23 protein-coding genes are annotated in these 14,976 nt (G+C 57.0%); 22 read left to right on the top strand and 1 reads right to left on the bottom strand.

Annotated features, from left to right (window positions below; genetic code table 11):
* The first annotated feature begins 2 nt into the window (after positions 1–2).
* The 22 genes from rplP to bfr all read left to right on the top strand — a co-directional run bounded on the left by rplP (position 3) and on the right by bfr (position 11,877).
* Positions 3–416 (top strand): 50S ribosomal protein L16, encoded by a 414-nt coding sequence (gene rplP / locus J3P88_RS03470; protein WP_003186052.1) that lies wholly within the window; start codon positions 3–5, stop codon positions 414–416.
* Complete coding sequence (gene rpmC, locus J3P88_RS03475; protein ID WP_002555481.1) at positions 416–607, top strand: 50S ribosomal protein L29; 192 nt, start codon at positions 416–418, stop codon at positions 605–607. Before rplP ends, rpmC begins: the two co-directional genes overlap by 1 nt.
* Positions 608–609: 2 nt before the next feature.
* The gene (gene rpsQ, locus J3P88_RS03480; RefSeq protein WP_003176419.1) at positions 610–876 is read left to right on the top strand and encodes a 30S ribosomal protein S17; all 267 of its coding nucleotides are present in this window, start codon (positions 610–612) and stop codon (positions 874–876) included.
* Between the two features lie 23 nt (positions 877–899).
* The gene (rplN, locus tag J3P88_RS03485; RefSeq protein ID WP_002555479.1) at positions 900–1,268 is read left to right on the top strand and encodes a 50S ribosomal protein L14; all 369 of its coding nucleotides are present in this window, start codon (positions 900–902) and stop codon (positions 1,266–1,268) included.
* An 11-nt stretch (positions 1,269–1,279) separates the two neighbouring features.
* Positions 1,280–1,594: a 50S ribosomal protein L24 gene (gene rplX / locus J3P88_RS03490; RefSeq protein ID WP_003186046.1), complete on the top strand. Its 315-nt coding sequence runs from the start codon at positions 1,280–1,282 to the stop codon at positions 1,592–1,594.
* Between the two features lie 20 nt (positions 1,595–1,614).
* Positions 1,615–2,154, top strand: a complete 540-nt coding sequence (gene rplE / locus J3P88_RS03495) for a 50S ribosomal protein L5 (protein ID WP_003186044.1) — start codon at positions 1,615–1,617, stop codon at positions 2,152–2,154.
* Positions 2,155–2,167: 13 nt separating this feature from the next.
* Positions 2,168–2,473, top strand: coding sequence for a 30S ribosomal protein S14 (gene rpsN, locus J3P88_RS03500; RefSeq protein ID WP_003186042.1), 306 nt, complete (start codon positions 2,168–2,170; stop codon positions 2,471–2,473).
* A 210-nt stretch (positions 2,474–2,683) separates the two neighbouring features.
* Positions 2,684–3,076, top strand: a complete 393-nt coding sequence (gene rpsH / locus J3P88_RS03505; RefSeq protein ID WP_003186040.1) for a 30S ribosomal protein S8 — start codon at positions 2,684–2,686, stop codon at positions 3,074–3,076.
* 12 nt (positions 3,077–3,088) lie between these two features.
* The gene (rplF, locus tag J3P88_RS03510) at positions 3,089–3,622 is read left to right on the top strand and encodes a 50S ribosomal protein L6 (RefSeq protein ID WP_003186039.1); all 534 of its coding nucleotides are present in this window, start codon (positions 3,089–3,091) and stop codon (positions 3,620–3,622) included.
* A 10-nt stretch (positions 3,623–3,632) separates the two neighbouring features.
* Entirely contained in the window at positions 3,633–3,983 is a 351-nt protein-coding gene (rplR, locus tag J3P88_RS03515) for a 50S ribosomal protein L18 (protein WP_003186037.1), read from the top strand.
* 3 nt (positions 3,984–3,986) lie between these two features.
* Positions 3,987–4,487: a 30S ribosomal protein S5 gene (rpsE, locus tag J3P88_RS03520; RefSeq protein ID WP_003186035.1), complete on the top strand. Its 501-nt coding sequence runs from the start codon at positions 3,987–3,989 to the stop codon at positions 4,485–4,487.
* A 2-nt stretch (positions 4,488–4,489) separates the two neighbouring features.
* Positions 4,490–4,666: a 50S ribosomal protein L30 gene (rpmD, locus tag J3P88_RS03525; RefSeq protein ID WP_010438202.1), complete on the top strand. Its 177-nt coding sequence runs from the start codon at positions 4,490–4,492 to the stop codon at positions 4,664–4,666.
* A 3-nt stretch (positions 4,667–4,669) separates the two neighbouring features.
* Positions 4,670–5,107 (top strand): 50S ribosomal protein L15, encoded by a 438-nt coding sequence (gene rplO, locus J3P88_RS03530; RefSeq protein WP_003186032.1) that lies wholly within the window; start codon positions 4,670–4,672, stop codon positions 5,105–5,107.
* The gene (gene secY / locus J3P88_RS03535) at positions 5,108–6,436 is read left to right on the top strand and encodes a preprotein translocase subunit SecY (RefSeq protein ID WP_018612224.1); all 1,329 of its coding nucleotides are present in this window, start codon (positions 5,108–5,110) and stop codon (positions 6,434–6,436) included. It begins immediately after the preceding gene.
* A 30-nt stretch (positions 6,437–6,466) separates the two neighbouring features.
* Positions 6,467–6,583, top strand: a complete 117-nt coding sequence (rpmJ, locus tag J3P88_RS03540; RefSeq protein ID WP_002555468.1) for a 50S ribosomal protein L36 — start codon at positions 6,467–6,469, stop codon at positions 6,581–6,583.
* 130 nt (positions 6,584–6,713) lie between these two features.
* Complete coding sequence (rpsM, locus tag J3P88_RS03545; protein WP_003194635.1) at positions 6,714–7,070, top strand: 30S ribosomal protein S13; 357 nt, start codon at positions 6,714–6,716, stop codon at positions 7,068–7,070.
* A gap of 30 nt (positions 7,071–7,100) precedes the next feature.
* Complete coding sequence (gene rpsK, locus J3P88_RS03550) at positions 7,101–7,490, top strand: 30S ribosomal protein S11 (RefSeq protein ID WP_002555466.1); 390 nt, start codon at positions 7,101–7,103, stop codon at positions 7,488–7,490.
* A gap of 18 nt (positions 7,491–7,508) precedes the next feature.
* Positions 7,509–8,129: a 30S ribosomal protein S4 gene (rpsD, locus tag J3P88_RS03555; RefSeq protein WP_003176404.1), complete on the top strand. Its 621-nt coding sequence runs from the start codon at positions 7,509–7,511 to the stop codon at positions 8,127–8,129.
* A 22-nt stretch (positions 8,130–8,151) separates the two neighbouring features.
* A complete protein-coding gene (locus J3P88_RS03560; protein ID WP_003186012.1) occupies positions 8,152–9,153 on the top strand; it encodes a DNA-directed RNA polymerase subunit alpha in 1,002 nt (333 codons plus the stop codon).
* Between the two features lie 42 nt (positions 9,154–9,195).
* On the top strand, positions 9,196–9,582 hold the full coding sequence (rplQ, locus tag J3P88_RS03565) for a 50S ribosomal protein L17 (RefSeq protein ID WP_003186009.1): 387 nt from the start codon (positions 9,196–9,198) through the stop codon (positions 9,580–9,582).
* A 223-nt stretch (positions 9,583–9,805) separates the two neighbouring features.
* Positions 9,806–11,254, top strand: coding sequence for a catalase (locus J3P88_RS03570; protein WP_186707734.1), 1,449 nt, complete (start codon positions 9,806–9,808; stop codon positions 11,252–11,254).
* Between the two features lie 158 nt (positions 11,255–11,412).
* Positions 11,413–11,877 carry a bacterioferritin gene (gene bfr, locus J3P88_RS03575; RefSeq protein ID WP_186729628.1) on the top strand — a complete coding sequence of 155 codons (465 nt, stop codon included), beginning with the start codon at positions 11,413–11,415 and terminating at the stop codon, positions 11,875–11,877.
* A 92-nt stretch (positions 11,878–11,969) separates the two neighbouring features.
* Here the strand turns inward: bfr and uvrA are convergent, their stop codons facing one another.
* Positions 11,970–14,804: an excinuclease ABC subunit UvrA gene (gene uvrA, locus J3P88_RS03580; RefSeq protein ID WP_186729629.1), complete on the bottom strand. Its 2,835-nt coding sequence runs from the start codon at positions 14,802–14,804 to the stop codon at positions 11,970–11,972.
* Between the last annotated feature and the right edge of the window lie 172 nt (positions 14,805–14,976).

A 14,976-nucleotide genomic window follows, 5' to 3' on the forward strand; every position in this document is an offset into this window, starting at 1 on the left:
AAATGTTGCAACCAAAGCGTACGAAGTTCCGCAAGCAGATGACCGGTCACAACCGTGGCCTGGCATTGCGCGGTAGCAAAGTCAGCTTCGGCGAGTTCGCGCTGAAGTCTGTTGCTCGTGGTCGTCTCACCGCTCGTCAGATCGAGTCAGCGCGTCGTGCTCTGACCCGTCACGTAAAACGTGGCGGCAAGATCTGGATCCGTGTATTCCCGGACAAGCCTGTCACCAAGAAGCCACTCGAAGTTCGGATGGGTAAAGGTAAGGGTAACGTGGAGTACTGGGTTGCCCAGATTCAGCCAGGCAAAGTCCTGTATGAGATCGAGGGTGTTTCTGAAGAGCTGGCGCGTGAGGCTTTCGCCCTGGCTGCTGCAAAGCTGCCGCTCGCCACCTCCTTTGTTAAACGGACGGTGATGTGATGAAAGCGAATGAACTTCGTGAAAAATCAGCACAGCAGCTGAACGAGCAACTGCTCGGCCTGCTGCGCGACCAGTTCAATCTGCGTATGCAGAAAGCAACTGGCCAGTTGGGGCAGTCTCATCTGCTCTCGCAAGTTAAGCGTGACATCGCTCGCGTGAAAACTGTGCTCAACCAGCAGGCAGGTAAGTAATCATGGCTGAAGCCGAAAAAACTGTCCGTACGCTGACTGGCCGTGTTGTCAGCGACAAGATGGACAAAACCATCACCGTTCTGATCGAGCGTCGCGTTAAGCACCCGATCTACGGTAAATACGTTAAGCGTTCGACTAAGCTGCACGCGCACGACGAAACCAATCAGTGCCACATCGGCGACAAAGTCACTATTCGTGAAACTCGTCCTTTGGCCAAGACCAAGTCTTGGGCGCTGGTTGATGTTCTCGAACGCGCTGTGGAAGTCTAAGGACTAGGGGTCGGAGAAATTATATGATTCAGACTCAATCCATGCTCGATGTGGCCGATAACAGCGGCGCTCGCCGTGTTATGTGCATCAAGGTGCTGGGTGGCTCCCATCGTCGTTACGCTGGTATCGGTGACATCATCAAAGTTACCGTCAAGGAAGCAATTCCTCGCGGTAAGGTGAAAAAAGGCCAAGTGATGACTGCTGTTGTAGTCCGCACTCGCCATGGCGTTCGTCGTGCTGACGGCTCCATCATCCGCTTTGATGGCAACGCTGCTGTTCTGTTGAACAACAAGCAAGAGCCGATCGGCACCCGTATCTTTGGGCCAGTGACCCGTGAACTTCGTACTGAGAAGTTCATGAAGATCGTCTCGCTCGCCCCAGAAGTGCTGTAAGGAGATCCGACATGCAAAAGATTCGTCGTGACGACGAGATCATCGTGATCGCCGGCAAAGACAAAGGTAAGCGCGGTAAGGTGCTGAAGGTTCTTGCTGACAACCGTTTGGTTGTGGGTGGTCTGAACCTGGTCAAGCGTCATACCAAGCCTAACCCGATGTCGGGCGTACAGGGCGGTATCGTCGAGAAAGAAGCGCCACTGCACGCTTCCAACGTCGCCATCTTCAACGGCGAAACCAACAAGGCTGACCGCGTTGGTTTCAAAGTAGAAGACGGTAAGAAAATTCGTGTCTTCAAGTCGACCCAAAAAGCGGTTGATGCTTGAACACTGCTAGGTAGAAGACCATGGCACGACTAAAAGAGATTTACCGGAAGGAAATCGCACCGAAACTTAAGGAAGAACTTAAGCTTTCGAACGTGATGGAAGTTCCGCGCGTTACCAAAATCACCCTGAACATGGGTCTGGGCGAAGCGATCGGCGACAAAAAAGTCATCGAGCACGCTGTTGCTGACCTGGAAAAGATCACCGGTCAGAAAGTCGTCGTGACTTACGCTCGGAAATCCATCGCTGGCTTTAAAGTCCGTGAAGGTTGGCCGATCGGCGTCAAAGTGACCCTGCGCCGTGAGCGTATGTACGAGTTCCTGGATCGTCTGCTGTCGATCTCCCTGCCTCGGGTTCGCGACTTCCGCGGCCTGAATGCCAAGTCCTTCGATGGTCGTGGCAACTACAGCATGGGCGTTAAAGAGCAGATCATTTTCCCGGAAATCGATTACGACAAGATCGACGCTCTCCGCGGTCTGGACATTACCCTGACCACCACTGCTCGGACGGATGATGAAGGTCGCGCACTGCTGCGCGCTTTCAAATTCCCGTTCCGCAACTGATTGGAGTAGGAAAATGGCCAAGAAGAGCATGAAGAACCGTGAGCTGAAGCGTCAGCTCACCGTTGCCAAGTACGCCACCAAGCGTGCAGCGCTGAAAGCTATCATCGTTGATCTGAACGCAAGTCCGGAAGCGCGTTGGGAAGCTACCGTAGCCCTGCAGAAGCAGCCGCGTGACGCAAGCGCCTCGCGCATGCGTAACCGCTGCCGCCTGACTGGTCGTCCGCACGGCGTGTACCGCAAGTTCGGCCTTGGCCGTAACATGTTGCGTCAAGCTGCAATGCGTGGTGACGTTCCAGGTCTGGTTAAAGCCAGCTGGTAAGCACTGTCAAAGTCACGGCGTTCGAGGTCGCAAGATCCTGACCGCCGGTGACCTTGAACTTGAATCAAGCCCCTATTGGGGCTTGATTCATTTGTGGGGTGTGTCTAGAATACCCGGCTCGCCTGAGCCCGTGTTTTTATTGCGCGGATGCGCTCGGCGACACGTACTAGCCGAAAGGCTAATTTTTTGTGTATTAGGAGCGTCTAGCCCATGAGTATGCAGGACCCGTTAGCGGACATGCTAACTCGTATCCGTAATGCCCAGATGGCTGAAAAGTCCGTCGTAAGCATGCCATCTTCCACGTTGAAGGTAGCTGTTGCCAAAGTCCTGAAGGACGAAGGTTACATTGCGGGTTATCAGATCAGCAGCGAAATCAAGCCTCTGCTGTCCATCGAGCTGAAGTACTTCGAAGGCCGTCCGGTCATCGAGGAAGTGAAGCGCGTTAGCCGTCCAGGCCTGCGTCAGTACAAGTCCGTCGATGATCTGCCAAAAGTTCGTGGCGGTCTCGGTGTGTCTATCGTCTCCACCAACAAGGGTGTGATGACGGATCGTGCTGCGCGCGCTGCCGGTGTCGGCGGCGAAGTTCTTTGCACTGTGTTCTAAGGGGGGATAAGCATGTCACGCGTCGCTAAGAACCCCGTTAAGCTGCCAGCCGGTGTCGAAGTCAAATTCGCAGGCCAACAGCTTTCGGTGAAGGGTGCCAAGGGCACTCTGCAACTGAACATCCATTCGTCCGTCGAGATCGTTGAAGAAGCTGGTGAGCTGCGTTTCGCTGCTCGCAATGGCGATCAACAGACTCGCGCAATGGCTGGTACCACTCGTGCGTTGGTAAACAACATGGTCCAAGGCGTAAGCCAAGGCTTCGAGCGCAAGCTCCAGCTGGTCGGTGTTGGTTACAAAGCGCAAGCAAAAGGCACAGTGCTGAACCTGGCTCTTGGCTTCTCGCATCCAGTGGATTATGAACTGCCGGAAGGCATCACCGCTGAGACTCCTAGCCAGACCGATATCCTGATCAAGGGCATCGACAAGCAGCTGGTAGGTCAAGTGGCCGCCGAGATCCGCGACTTCCGTCCACCAGAGCCGTACAAAGGCAAAGGTGTGCGCTACGCGGACGAAGTCGTCCGTCGTAAAGAAGCCAAGAAGAAGTAGGGCATAGCAAATGACCGACAAAAAAGTTACTCGACTGCGTCGCGCTCGCAAAGCACGCCTGAAAATGCACGAACTCGAAGTCGTGCGTCTCTGCGTGTTCCGCTCGTCGCAGCACATCTACGCCCAGGTCATTTCGGCCGACGGCAACAAAGTCCTGGCAAGTGCCTCGACTTTGGATAAAGAACTGCGTGATGGCGCCACTGGCAACATCGACGCGGCCACTAAGGTTGGCCAGCTGGTCGCTACGCGTGCTAAAGCCGCTGGCGTCTCGCAGGTGGCTTTCGACCGCTCTGGCTTCAAGTACCACGGCCGCGTCAAGGCGCTGGCTGATGCTGCTCGTGAAGCTGGGCTGGAGTTCTAAGTTATGTCAAATAACGACCAAAAGCGCGACGAAGGCTACATCGAGAAGCTGGTTCAAGTTAACCGCGTAGCCAAAACCGTTAAAGGCGGCCGTATCTTCACTTTCACTGCGTTGACCGTAGTGGGTGATGGTAAAGGCCGTGTTGGCTTCGGCCGTGGCAAGTCGCGTGAAGTGCCTGCTGCGATCCAGAAGGCAATGGAAGCTGCTCGCCGCAACATGATCCAGGTTGATCTGAACGGCACCACTCTGCAGTACGCAATGAAGTCCGCCCATGGCGCTTCGAAGGTGTACATGCAGCCTGCTTCTGAAGGTACCGGTATCATCGCTGGCGGCGCTATGCGTGCTGTCCTCGAAGTTGCTGGCGTTCAGAACGTTCTGGCCAAGTGCTACGGCTCGACTAACCCTGTAAACGTGGTTCACGCCACTTTCAAGGGTTTGAAAGCAATGCAGTCTCCTGAATCCATTGCCGCCAAGCGTGGCAAAAGCGTCAAGGAGATCTTCTGATCATGGCTACCGTAAAAGTTACGCTGATCAAAAGCATGACCGGCCGCATCCCTAACCACAGACTGTGTGTTAAGGGTTTGGGTCTGCGTCGCATCGGTCACACTGTAGAAGTCCTGGATACTCCCGAGAATCGCGGGATGATCAACAAGGCTTACTACATGCTGCGTGTCGAGGGTTAATCGATGAAACTCAATGATCTGAGTCCAGCGCCGGGTTCCCGTCGCGAAAAGCATCGTCCGGGCCGTGGTATCGGTAGTGGTTTGGGCAAGACCGGTGGCCGTGGCCACAAAGGTCAGACCTCCCGCTCCGGTGGCACCATTGCTCCAGGCTTTGAAGGCGGTCAACAGCCGCTGCATCGTCGTCTGCCGAAGTTCGGTTTCGTTTCCCTGAAAGCCATGGACCGCGCAGAAGTGCGTCTGTCCGAGCTGGCCAAAGTGGACGGCGACATCGTCACCGTGCAGTCCCTGAAGGATGCCAACGTGATCAATCAGAACGTTCAGCGTGTGAAAATCATGCTGTCGGGCGAAGTTGCTCGTGCTGTCACCATCGGAAAGGGAATCGGCGCCACCAAAGGTGCGCGTGCGGCTATCGAAGCAGCTGGCGGCAAGTTCGAGGAATAAATGGCTAAGCAAGGTGCTCTCTCTGCGCTCGGCAAAGGCGGTATGTCTGAACTCTGGGCTCGTCTGCGTTTTCTGTTCCTGGCGATTATCGTCTACCGAATAGGCGCACACATCCCGGTTCCAGGTATCAACCCGGACCGACTCGCGGACCTGTTTCGACAGAATGAGGGGACCATTCTTAGCTTGTTCAACATGTTTTCCGGCGGCGCGCTGGAGCGGATGAGCATCTTTGCACTGGGGATCATGCCGTACATCTCGGCATCGATCATCATGCAGCTGATGTCCGCTGTCAGCCCGCAGCTGGAGCAGTTGAAGAAGGAAGGTGAAGCTGGCCGTCGCAAGATCAGCCAGTACACCCGCTACCTCACTGTCGTCCTCGCTCTCGTCCAGGCCGTTGGCATGTCCATCGGCTTGGCGGGGCAGGGCGTAGCGTTCACTGGTGACTTTGGCTTCCATTTCGTTGCGGTAACCACTTTTGTGGCGGGCGCGATGTTCATGATGTGGCTGGGTGAGCAGATTACTGAGCGTGGTGTTGGCAACGGTATCTCGATGTTGATCTTCGCAGGTATCGTCGCCGGTCTTCCGAGAGCGATTGGGCAGTCTTTCGAGTCTGCGCGTCAGGGTGATATCAACATCTTCGCCCTGGTTGCCATCGGTTTGCTGGCAGTAGCGATTATCGGTTTCGTGGTGTTCATTGAGCGTGGCCAGCGTCGTATTGCTGTTCACTACGCCAAGCGTCAGCAGGGCCGCAAGGTGTTTGCTGCGCAGACCAGCCACTTGCCGTTGAAGGTGAACATGGCCGGCGTTATCCCGGCTATTTTCGCGAGCAGCATCTTGCTGTTCCCGGCTTCGTTGGGTGCCTGGTTCGGCCAGTCTGAAGGTATGGGCTGGTTGCAGGACATCTCGCAGTCGATCGCTCCTGGTCAGCCGTTGAATATTCTGCTGTTTAGTGCAGGGATTATTTTCTTCTGCTTCTTCTATACGGCGTTGATGTTCAATCCGAAAGACGTAGCGGAAAACCTGAAGAAGTCCGGTGCCTTTATTCCGGGCATCCGTCCAGGTGAGCAGTCGGCGCGCTACATTGATGGCGTTCTGACTCGTTTGACCTTGTTCGGTGCTCTTTACATGACGGCCGTCTGCTTGCTTCCCCAGTTCCTGGTGGTTGCGGCAAACGTACCGTTCTACCTTGGCGGGACCTCGTTGCTGATCGTGGTCGTGGTTGTGATGGACTTCATGTCCCAAGTACAATCGCACCTCGTTTCGCACCAGTACGAATCCCTGATGAAGAAAGCCAACCTGAAGGGCTACGGCAGCGGCATGTTGCGCTGAGTAGCGTCCATAAGGTTCGAGGAGTTGGTGATGAAAGTTCGTGCATCGGTGAAAAAGCTGTGCCGTAACTGCAAGATTATTCGCCGCGAAGGTGTTGTTCGGGTAATTTGCAGCGCGGAACCGCGTCACAAACAGCGCCAAGGCTGAGTGTGATTGTGCTTTAAGCCCGGCAGCTAGTGCGCTGCCGGGTTGATTATTTGTTATTACAGCGATATTATCTCGCGCCCTATTTCTTGGCTTCCGGGGCGTAGGTAGCTGTCAATTGGAGTCCCACTGAATGGCCCGTATTGCAGGCGTCAACATTCCAGATAACAAGCATACTGTTATCTCGCTGACCTACATCTATGGTGTTGGTCGCACTACTGCGCAGAAAATTTGTGCAGTGGCTGGGGTCAACCCAGCGGCAAAGATCAAAGATCTGAGCGACGAGCAGATCGAACAGCTGCGTGGCGAAGTGGCGAAGTTCACCACTGAAGGTGACCTGCGTCGCGAAATCAACATGAAAATCAAGCGCTTGATGGACCTCGGTTGCTATCGCGGTCTGCGTCATCGTCGTGGTCTGCCAGTACGCGGTCAGCGTACCAAGACCAACGCGCGTACCCGTAAAGGTCCGCGTAAGCCGATCCGCAAGTAATCGCCCCAGCGAATCGACAGGAATTTAATCATGGCAAAACCTGCTGCTCGTCCTCGTAAAAAAGTTAAAAAGACAGTGGTTGATGGCATCGCCCACATCCATGCTTCTTTTAACAACACCATCGTGACCATTACCGACCGTCAAGGTAACGCTCTTTCCTGGGCTACCTCCGGTGGTTCGGGTTTCCGCGGTTCCCGCAAGTCCACCCCGTTCGCTGCTCAAGTAGCTGCTGAGCGTGCTGGTCAAGCTGCGCTGGAATACGGCCTGAAAAACCTCGACGTCAACGTCAAGGGTCCAGGTCCAGGTCGTGAATCCGCAGTCCGCGCTTTGAACGGCTGTGGCTACAAGATCGCCAGCATCACCGACGTGACGCCAATCCCGCACAACGGGTGCCGTCCGCCGAAGAAGCGCCGCGTGTAATCCAGGAGATTGTAAAGAATGGCTCGTTACATTGGTCCAAAATGCAAACTCGCTCGTCGCGAAGGCACCGATCTTTTTCTGAAGAGCGGCGTGCGCGCGATCGAATCGAAGTGCAACATTGAAGCAGCACCTGGTATCCACGGCCAACGCCGCGGTCGCCAGTCCGACTACGGCACCCAACTGCGTGAAAAGCAGAAGGTCCGTCGTATCTACGGCGTTCTCGAGCGTCAATTCAGCGGCTACTACAAAGAAGCAGCTGGCAAGAAAGGCGCAACCGGCGAAAACCTGTTGCAACTGCTCGAATGCCGTCTGGACAACGTTGTATACCGTATGGGTTTCGGTTCTACTCGTGCCGAATCCCGTCAGCTGGTATCGCACAAGTCGATCAGCGTTAACGGTCAGACCGTAAACGTTCCGTCCTACCAGGTTCGTGCTGGTGACGTGGTTGCTGTTCGCGAGAAAGCAAAGAACCAACTTCGCATTGTCCAAGCTCTCGATCTGTGTGCCCAACGTGGCCGCGTAGAATGGGTAGAAGTAGACACTGAGAAGAAGTCGGGCGTTTTCAAGAACGTTCCTGCTCGCAGTGATCTGTCCGCCGACATCAACGAAAGCCTGATTGTCGAGCTCTACTCCAAGTAAGGGCTAGAAAATAGGTGCATCCATGCAGATTTCGGTAAATGAGTTCCTGACACCCCGCCATATTGATGTGCAGGTTGTCAGTCCAACCCGCGCCAAGATCACGCTCGAGCCTCTCGAGCGTGGTTTCGGCCACACCCTGGGCAACGCGCTGCGCCGCATCCTGTTGTCCTCAATGCCCGGCTGTGCAGTAGTCGAGGCCGAGATTGACGGTGTGCTCCACGAGTACAGCGCCATCGAAGGTGTACAGGAAGACGTAATTGAAATCCTGTTGAACCTTAAAGGTCTGGCTATCAAGCTGCACGGTCGTGACGAAGTTACGCTGACCTTGTCGAAGAAGGGTTCGGGGGTGGTTACCGCTGCCGATATTCAGCTGGATCATGATGTCGAGATCGTTAACCCCGATCACGTAATCGCTAACCTGGCGTCTAACGGCGCCCTGAACATGAAGCTCACCGTAGCTCGTGGTCGTGGTTATGAACCGGCAGACTCGCGTCAGAGCGATGAAGACGAAAGCCGCAGCATCGGTCGCTTGCAGCTTGACTCTTCGTTCAGCCCGGTTCGCCGTATCGCATACGTGGTGGAAAACGCCCGTGTCGAACAGCGTACCAACCTGGACAAGCTGGTTATTGATCTGGAAACCAACGGTACCCTGGATCCTGAAGAGGCTATCCGCCGCGCTGCAACCATCCTGCAACAGCAGTTGGCTGCGTTCGTCGACCTCAAGGGTGACAGTGAGCCAGTGGTTGTCGAGCAGGAAGACGAGATCGATCCGATCCTGCTTCGCCCGGTTGACGATCTGGAACTGACTGTACGTTCGGCTAACTGCCTTAAGGCGGAAAACATCTACTACATCGGCGACCTGATTCAGCGTACCGAAGTAGAGCTGTTGAAGACTCCGAACCTTGGCAAGAAATCCTTGACTGAAATCAAGGACGTTCTGGCCTCCCGCGGTCTGTCCCTCGGCATGCGCCTCGACAACTGGCCGCCTGCAAGTCTTAAGAAGGACGACAAGGCGACTGCCTGATCGTCGTAATCACCGAACGTTGTGTTTGGTAAGGAATGAACCATGCGTCATCGTAAAAGTGGTCGTCACCTGAGCCGCACCAGCTCGCACCGCAAGGCCATGTTCCAAAACATGGCGGTGTCGCTGTTCGAGCACGAGCTGATCAAAACTACACTGCCGAAAGCCAAAGAACTGCGCCGCGTTGCTGAGCCGCTGATCACTCTGGCCAAGACAGATAGCCTGGCTAACCGCCGTCTGGCTTTCGACCGTACTCGCTCGAAAGCTATCGTTGGTAAGCTCTTCAACGACCTGGGCAAGCGTTACGCTACCCGTGAGGGTGGCTACCTGCGCATCCTCAAGTGCGGTTTCCGCGCTGGCGACAACGCGCCTATGGCGTACGTCGAGTTGGTTGATCGTGCTACCAGCGGTGAAGCTGTATCCGCTGAGTAAGTCGGCAACATACAAAAAACCGGGCCTTGTGCCCGGTTTTTTGTTGCTTGAAGAAAAGCCGGTAGGCCGTTTCGCCTGGCTTGGCTATCGGCAAGTGGTCAGTCTTAGATAATGACTATCGATGTCCATGATTTAATGAATTTGGATACTGTCACTAACATGATCGATACTCCTTTCCAGCCGATTAGCCGGCAGTTCGAAGACCGACCTAGGAAGATTGAGCATGAGCCAGATCAAAACGCTTACGACCGCCAGCGGCGCTCCAGTCGCCGATAACCAGAACTCTCGCTCCGCCGGTCCGCGCGGCCCGCTGCTGCTCGACGACTTTCATTTGATCGAGAAGCTTGCTCACTTTAACCGCGAGAACATCCCCGAGCGTCGTGTGCATGCCAAAGGGTCGGGCGCCTACGGCACCTTTACCGTCACCCAGGACATCACCCAATACACCAGCGCCAAGCTGTTCGAGTCGATCGGCAAGCAGACGCCCACCTTCCTGCGGTTTTCCACCGTGGGTGGCGAGCGTGGTTCGGCCGACACTGAACGCGATCCGCGCGGTTTCGCCTTGAAGTTCTATACCGAGGAAGGCAACTGGGACATCGTCGGCAACAACACGCCGGTATTCTTCATCCGTGATCCATTGAAGTTTCCAGATTTCATCCACACCCAGAAGCGTCTGCCGCAAAGCAACCTGAAAAGTGCCCAGGCGATGTGGGATTTCTGGTCGCATTCGCCTGAGGCGCTGCACCAGGTCACCATCCTGTTTTCCGACCGCGGCATTCCGGATGGCTACCGTCACATGCACGGCTTCGGCAGCCATACCTACAGCCTGATCAATGCACAAGGTGAGCGGCACTGGGTGAAGTGGCACTACAAGACCTTGCAAGGCATCAAGAACCTCGCGCCGGCAGAAGCGGCACGCCTGGCGGGCACCGACCCGGATTACGCCCAGCGTGACCTGTTCGAGGCCATCGAGCGCGGTGACTTCCCGAAATGGCGCGTTTGCATCCAGATCATGAGCGAGGGCCAGGCCGCGGCGCATTACGAGAACCCGTTCGACGTGACCAAGACCTGGTCGCAGAAAGAATTCCCGTTGATCGAAGTCGGCGAACTCGAACTCAACCGCAACCCGCTGAACTACTTCGCTGAAGTCGAGCAGGCGGCATTTGGCCCGAGCAACATGGTGCCAGGGGTTGGCCTCTCGCCGGATCGCATGCTGCAGGGCCGTGTCTTCGCCTACGCCGATGCCCACCGCTACCGTGTGGGCACCAATCACCAGCAATTGCCGGTGAATGCGCCACGTAGTCCGGTCAACACCTACCAGCGCGACGGCGCCATGGCGTTTGGCAGCAATGGCGGGGCGGCACCGAACTACGAGCCCAACAGCTATGTAGAGGCGCCGAAGCAGGCCCCGCGTTACGCGGAGCCGGCGCTGGCCCTCAGTGGCGCGGCGGATCGTTATGATCATCGCGAAGACACCGACTACTACAGCCATGCCGGTGCGCTGTTCCGCTTGATGAACGATGAGCAGAAAGCCCTGCTGATCAACAATATCGCTGGCGCGATGGGCGGTGTCTCGGCGGACGTAGTGGACCGTCAACTGCAGCATTTCTACAAAGCAGATACTGCTTATGGAGAAGGCATCGCGAAGGCGTTGGGCGTAGCGCTTAACTAAGTCTAAACGAGAAGCAGAACCGCCCTCATTAGGGCGGTTTTTGCGTTATTTAGCTTGGTTTTCACAGATTTTCTTCGCTTTTATTGCGTTGAGGCAGTGACCTTGCGGTCAGCTTGGTTCAAACTACAACCTTTAAAAGCTTGTGGAGATGTAGGGCGATGCAAGGTCACCCAGACGTAATCGATTACCTCAACACGTTGCTGACCGGCGAGCTGGCAGCCCGTGATCAATATTTCATCCATTCGCGGATGTACGAGGATTGGGGTTTTACCGAGCTCTACGAACGTATCAACCACGAGATGGAAGAAGAGACCCAGCACGCCGATGCACTGATGCGCCGCATCCTGATGCTCGAAGGTACACCGCGCATGCGTGCCGATGACCTGGATGTCGGGACCACCGTACCTGATATGCTCGCCGCCGACCTGCGCCTGGAATACAAAGTCCGCGCTGCGCTGTGCAAAGGCATCGAACTCTGCGAGAAGCACAACGACTATGTGACTCGCGAAATCCTGCGTGTCCAGCTCAACGACACCGAAGAAGACCACACCTACTGGCTGGAAAAGCAGTTGGGGTTGATCAAGCTGATCGGGTTGGAGAACTACCTGCAATCGCAGTTCTGATGGATTCATTGTGGAAGCAAGCTCGCTCCCACAGGAAAAAAAGCCCCTGCCATCGATGAGATGACAGGGGCTTTTTCGTGCCCGGGGTGAAATCAGTCCCGATCACGCTCCAGCAGCGGCTTGAGGTAGTAGCCCGTGTGGGACTGCTTCATCTCGGCCACTTGTTCCGGCGTCCCCACGGCGATGATCTGGCCACCTTTGGAACCGCCTTCCGGCCCCAGGTCCACCAGCCAGTCAGCGGTCTTGATAACGTCCAGGTTGTGTTCGATCACCACCACGGTGTTGCCGTGGTCGCGAAGGCGGTGCAGCACGTCGAGCAATTGCTGGATATCGGCGAAGTGCAGGCCGGTGGTCGGCTCGTCGAGGATATACAGGGTCTTGCCGGTATCGCGCTTGGACAGCTCGCGGGACAACTTGACCCGTTGGGCCTCACCGCCAGACAAGGTCGTCGCCGACTGCCCGAGCTTGATGTACGAAAGCCCTACATCCATCAGGGTCTGGAGCTTGCGCGCCAGGGCCGGTACCGCGTCGAAGAACGCCCGGGCCTCTTCGATGGTCATCTCCAAGGTTTCATGGATGTTCTTGCCCTTGTATTTGATCTCCAGGGTTTCGCGGTTGTAGCGCTTGCTCTTGCACACGTCGCACGGCACGTAGATGTCGGGGAGGAAGTGCATTTCCACCTTGATCAGGCCATCGCCCTGGCAGGCCTCGCAGCGCCCGCCCTTGACGTTGAACGAGAAGCGCCCCGGGCCGTAGCCCCGTGAACGGGACTCCGGCACGCCGGCGAACAGTTCGCGGATCGGGGTGAACAGCCCGGTATAGGTCGCCGGGTTGGAGCGCGGTGTGCGGCCAATCGGGCTTTGGTCGATGTCGACCACCTTGTCCAGGTGTTCCAGGCCCTTGATGCTGTCGTGGGCGGCCGCTTCCAGGGTGGTGGCGCCGTTCAGGGCCGTGGCGCTGAGGGGGAACAGGGTGTTGTTGATCAGTGTCGACTTGCCGGAGCCGGACACGCCGGTGACGCAGGTCAGCAGGCCGATGGGGATTTCCAGGTCGACGTTGCGCAGGTTGTTGCCGCGAGCCCCTTTGAGGGTCAGCGACAGCTTCTTGTTGCGCGGCGTGCGCTTGGCCGGGACCTTGATCTTGACCCGGCCCGACAGGTATTTGCCCGTCAGCGAATCAGGGTGCGCCATGACTTCGGCGGCGGTGCCCTGGGCGACGATGTGCCCGCCATGCACGCCTGCACCCGGGCCGATGTCCACCACGTAGTCGGCCAAACGGATGGCGTCCTCGTCGTGCTCGACCACGATCACCGTGTTGCCGATGTCCCGCAGGTGCTTCAGGGTTCCGAGCAACCGGTCGTTATCTCGCTGGTGCAAGCCGATGGACGGCTCGTCGAGGATGTACATCACCCCCACCAGGCCGGCGCCGATCTGGCTGGCGAGGCGGATACGCTGGGCTTCGCCACCGGACAGGGTGTCGGCACTGCGGTCGAGGGTCAGGTAGTCCAGGCCGACGTTCACCAGGAACTGCAGGCGCTCGCGGATTTCCTTGAGGATCTTGTCGGCGATTTCGCCGCGACGGCCGGTGAGTTTCAGTCCACCGAAATAATCGGTGGCGTCGCCAATGGGCAGGTTGGTCACCGCCGGCAGCGTCTTCTCGCCGACCCACACATGCCGCGCTTCGCGGCGTAGGCGCGTACCACGGCAATCGGGGCAGGGCTGGGTGCTGAGGAACTTGGCCAGTTCTTCGCGCACGCTGGCCGATTCGGTTTCGCGGTAGCGGCGCTCCAGGTTCGGCACGATGCCTTCGAACGGGTGGGAGCGCTTGACGATATCGCCGCGGTCGTTGAGGTATTTGAAATCGACATTCTGCGAGCCGCTGCCGTGCAGGATGAATTTCTGCTGGTCGGCGGGCAATTCGTTGAACGGCTTGTCCAGGCTGAACTTGTAATGGGCCGCCAGCGAACCGAGCATCTGGAAGTAATAGACGTTGCGCCTGTCCCAGCCGCGAATCGCCCCTTCGGCCAGGGTCAGTTCGCCATTGACCAGTCGCTTGGTGTCGAAGAACTGCTTGACCCCCAGGCCGTCGCAGGTCGGGCAGGCGCCGGCCGGGTTGTTGAAGGAGAACAGCTTGGGTTCCAGCTCGCTGATGGCATGGCCGCAGATCGGGCAGGCGAAGCGTGCGGAGAAAATGATCTCTTCGCCGGGTTCGTCGTCCATCGGTGCGACCAGGGCGATGCCGTCGGCCAGTTTCAGCGCGGTCTCGAAGGACTCGGCCAGGCGCTGTTGCAAGTCGGCGCGGACCTTGAAGCGGTCAACCACCACATCGATCGAGTGCTTCTTCTGTTTATCCAGCTTCGGCAATTCGTCCAGTTCGCACAGCTTGCCGTTGACCCGGGCCCGCACGAAGCCCTGGGCGCGCAGCTCTTCGAAAACCATCAGGTGTTCGCCCTTGCGCTCGCGAATCACCGGCGCCAGCAACATCAGCTTGCTGCCTTCCGGCTGGGCCAGCACCAGGTCGACCATCTGGCTGACGGTCTGGGCTTCCAGGGGAATATCGTGATCGGGGCAACGGGGAATACCGACCCGCGCATACAGCAGGCGCAGGTAATCGTAGATCTCGGTGATGGTGCCGACCGTCGACCGTGGGTTATGGGAGGTCGACTTCTGTTCGATGGAAATGGCCGGCGACAGGCCTTCGATGGTGTCGACGTCGGGTTTTTCCATCATCGACAGGAACTGCCGGGCGTAGGCCGACAGCGATTCGACATAGCGGCGCTGGCCTTCAGCGTACAGCGTGTCGAAGGCCAGGGATGACTTGCCGGATCCGGACAGGCCGGTGATGACGATCAGCTTGTCCCGTGGCAGGGTCAGGTCGATGTTCTTCAGGTTGTGGGTACGGGCCCCACGAATCAGGATCTTGTCCAAAGTGGCCTCGCTCGGCGGGCGTCGAAAACGTAGGAGTATACGGGCAAATACTGGATGGATGCACACTATTGAGGACGCGATTGCGGCCATACATGAAGACTGCGCGGCAAACGGTCGCCATATACCCTCTCAATCGATGGGACTGGTAGAATCGCCGCCGGTTCACATGAGG

It is taken from the genome of Pseudomonas sp. Z3-6 (assembly GCF_051131985.1).
In the GTDB taxonomy this organism is placed as follows: domain Bacteria; phylum Pseudomonadota; class Gammaproteobacteria; order Pseudomonadales; family Pseudomonadaceae; genus Aquipseudomonas; species Aquipseudomonas zanjanensis.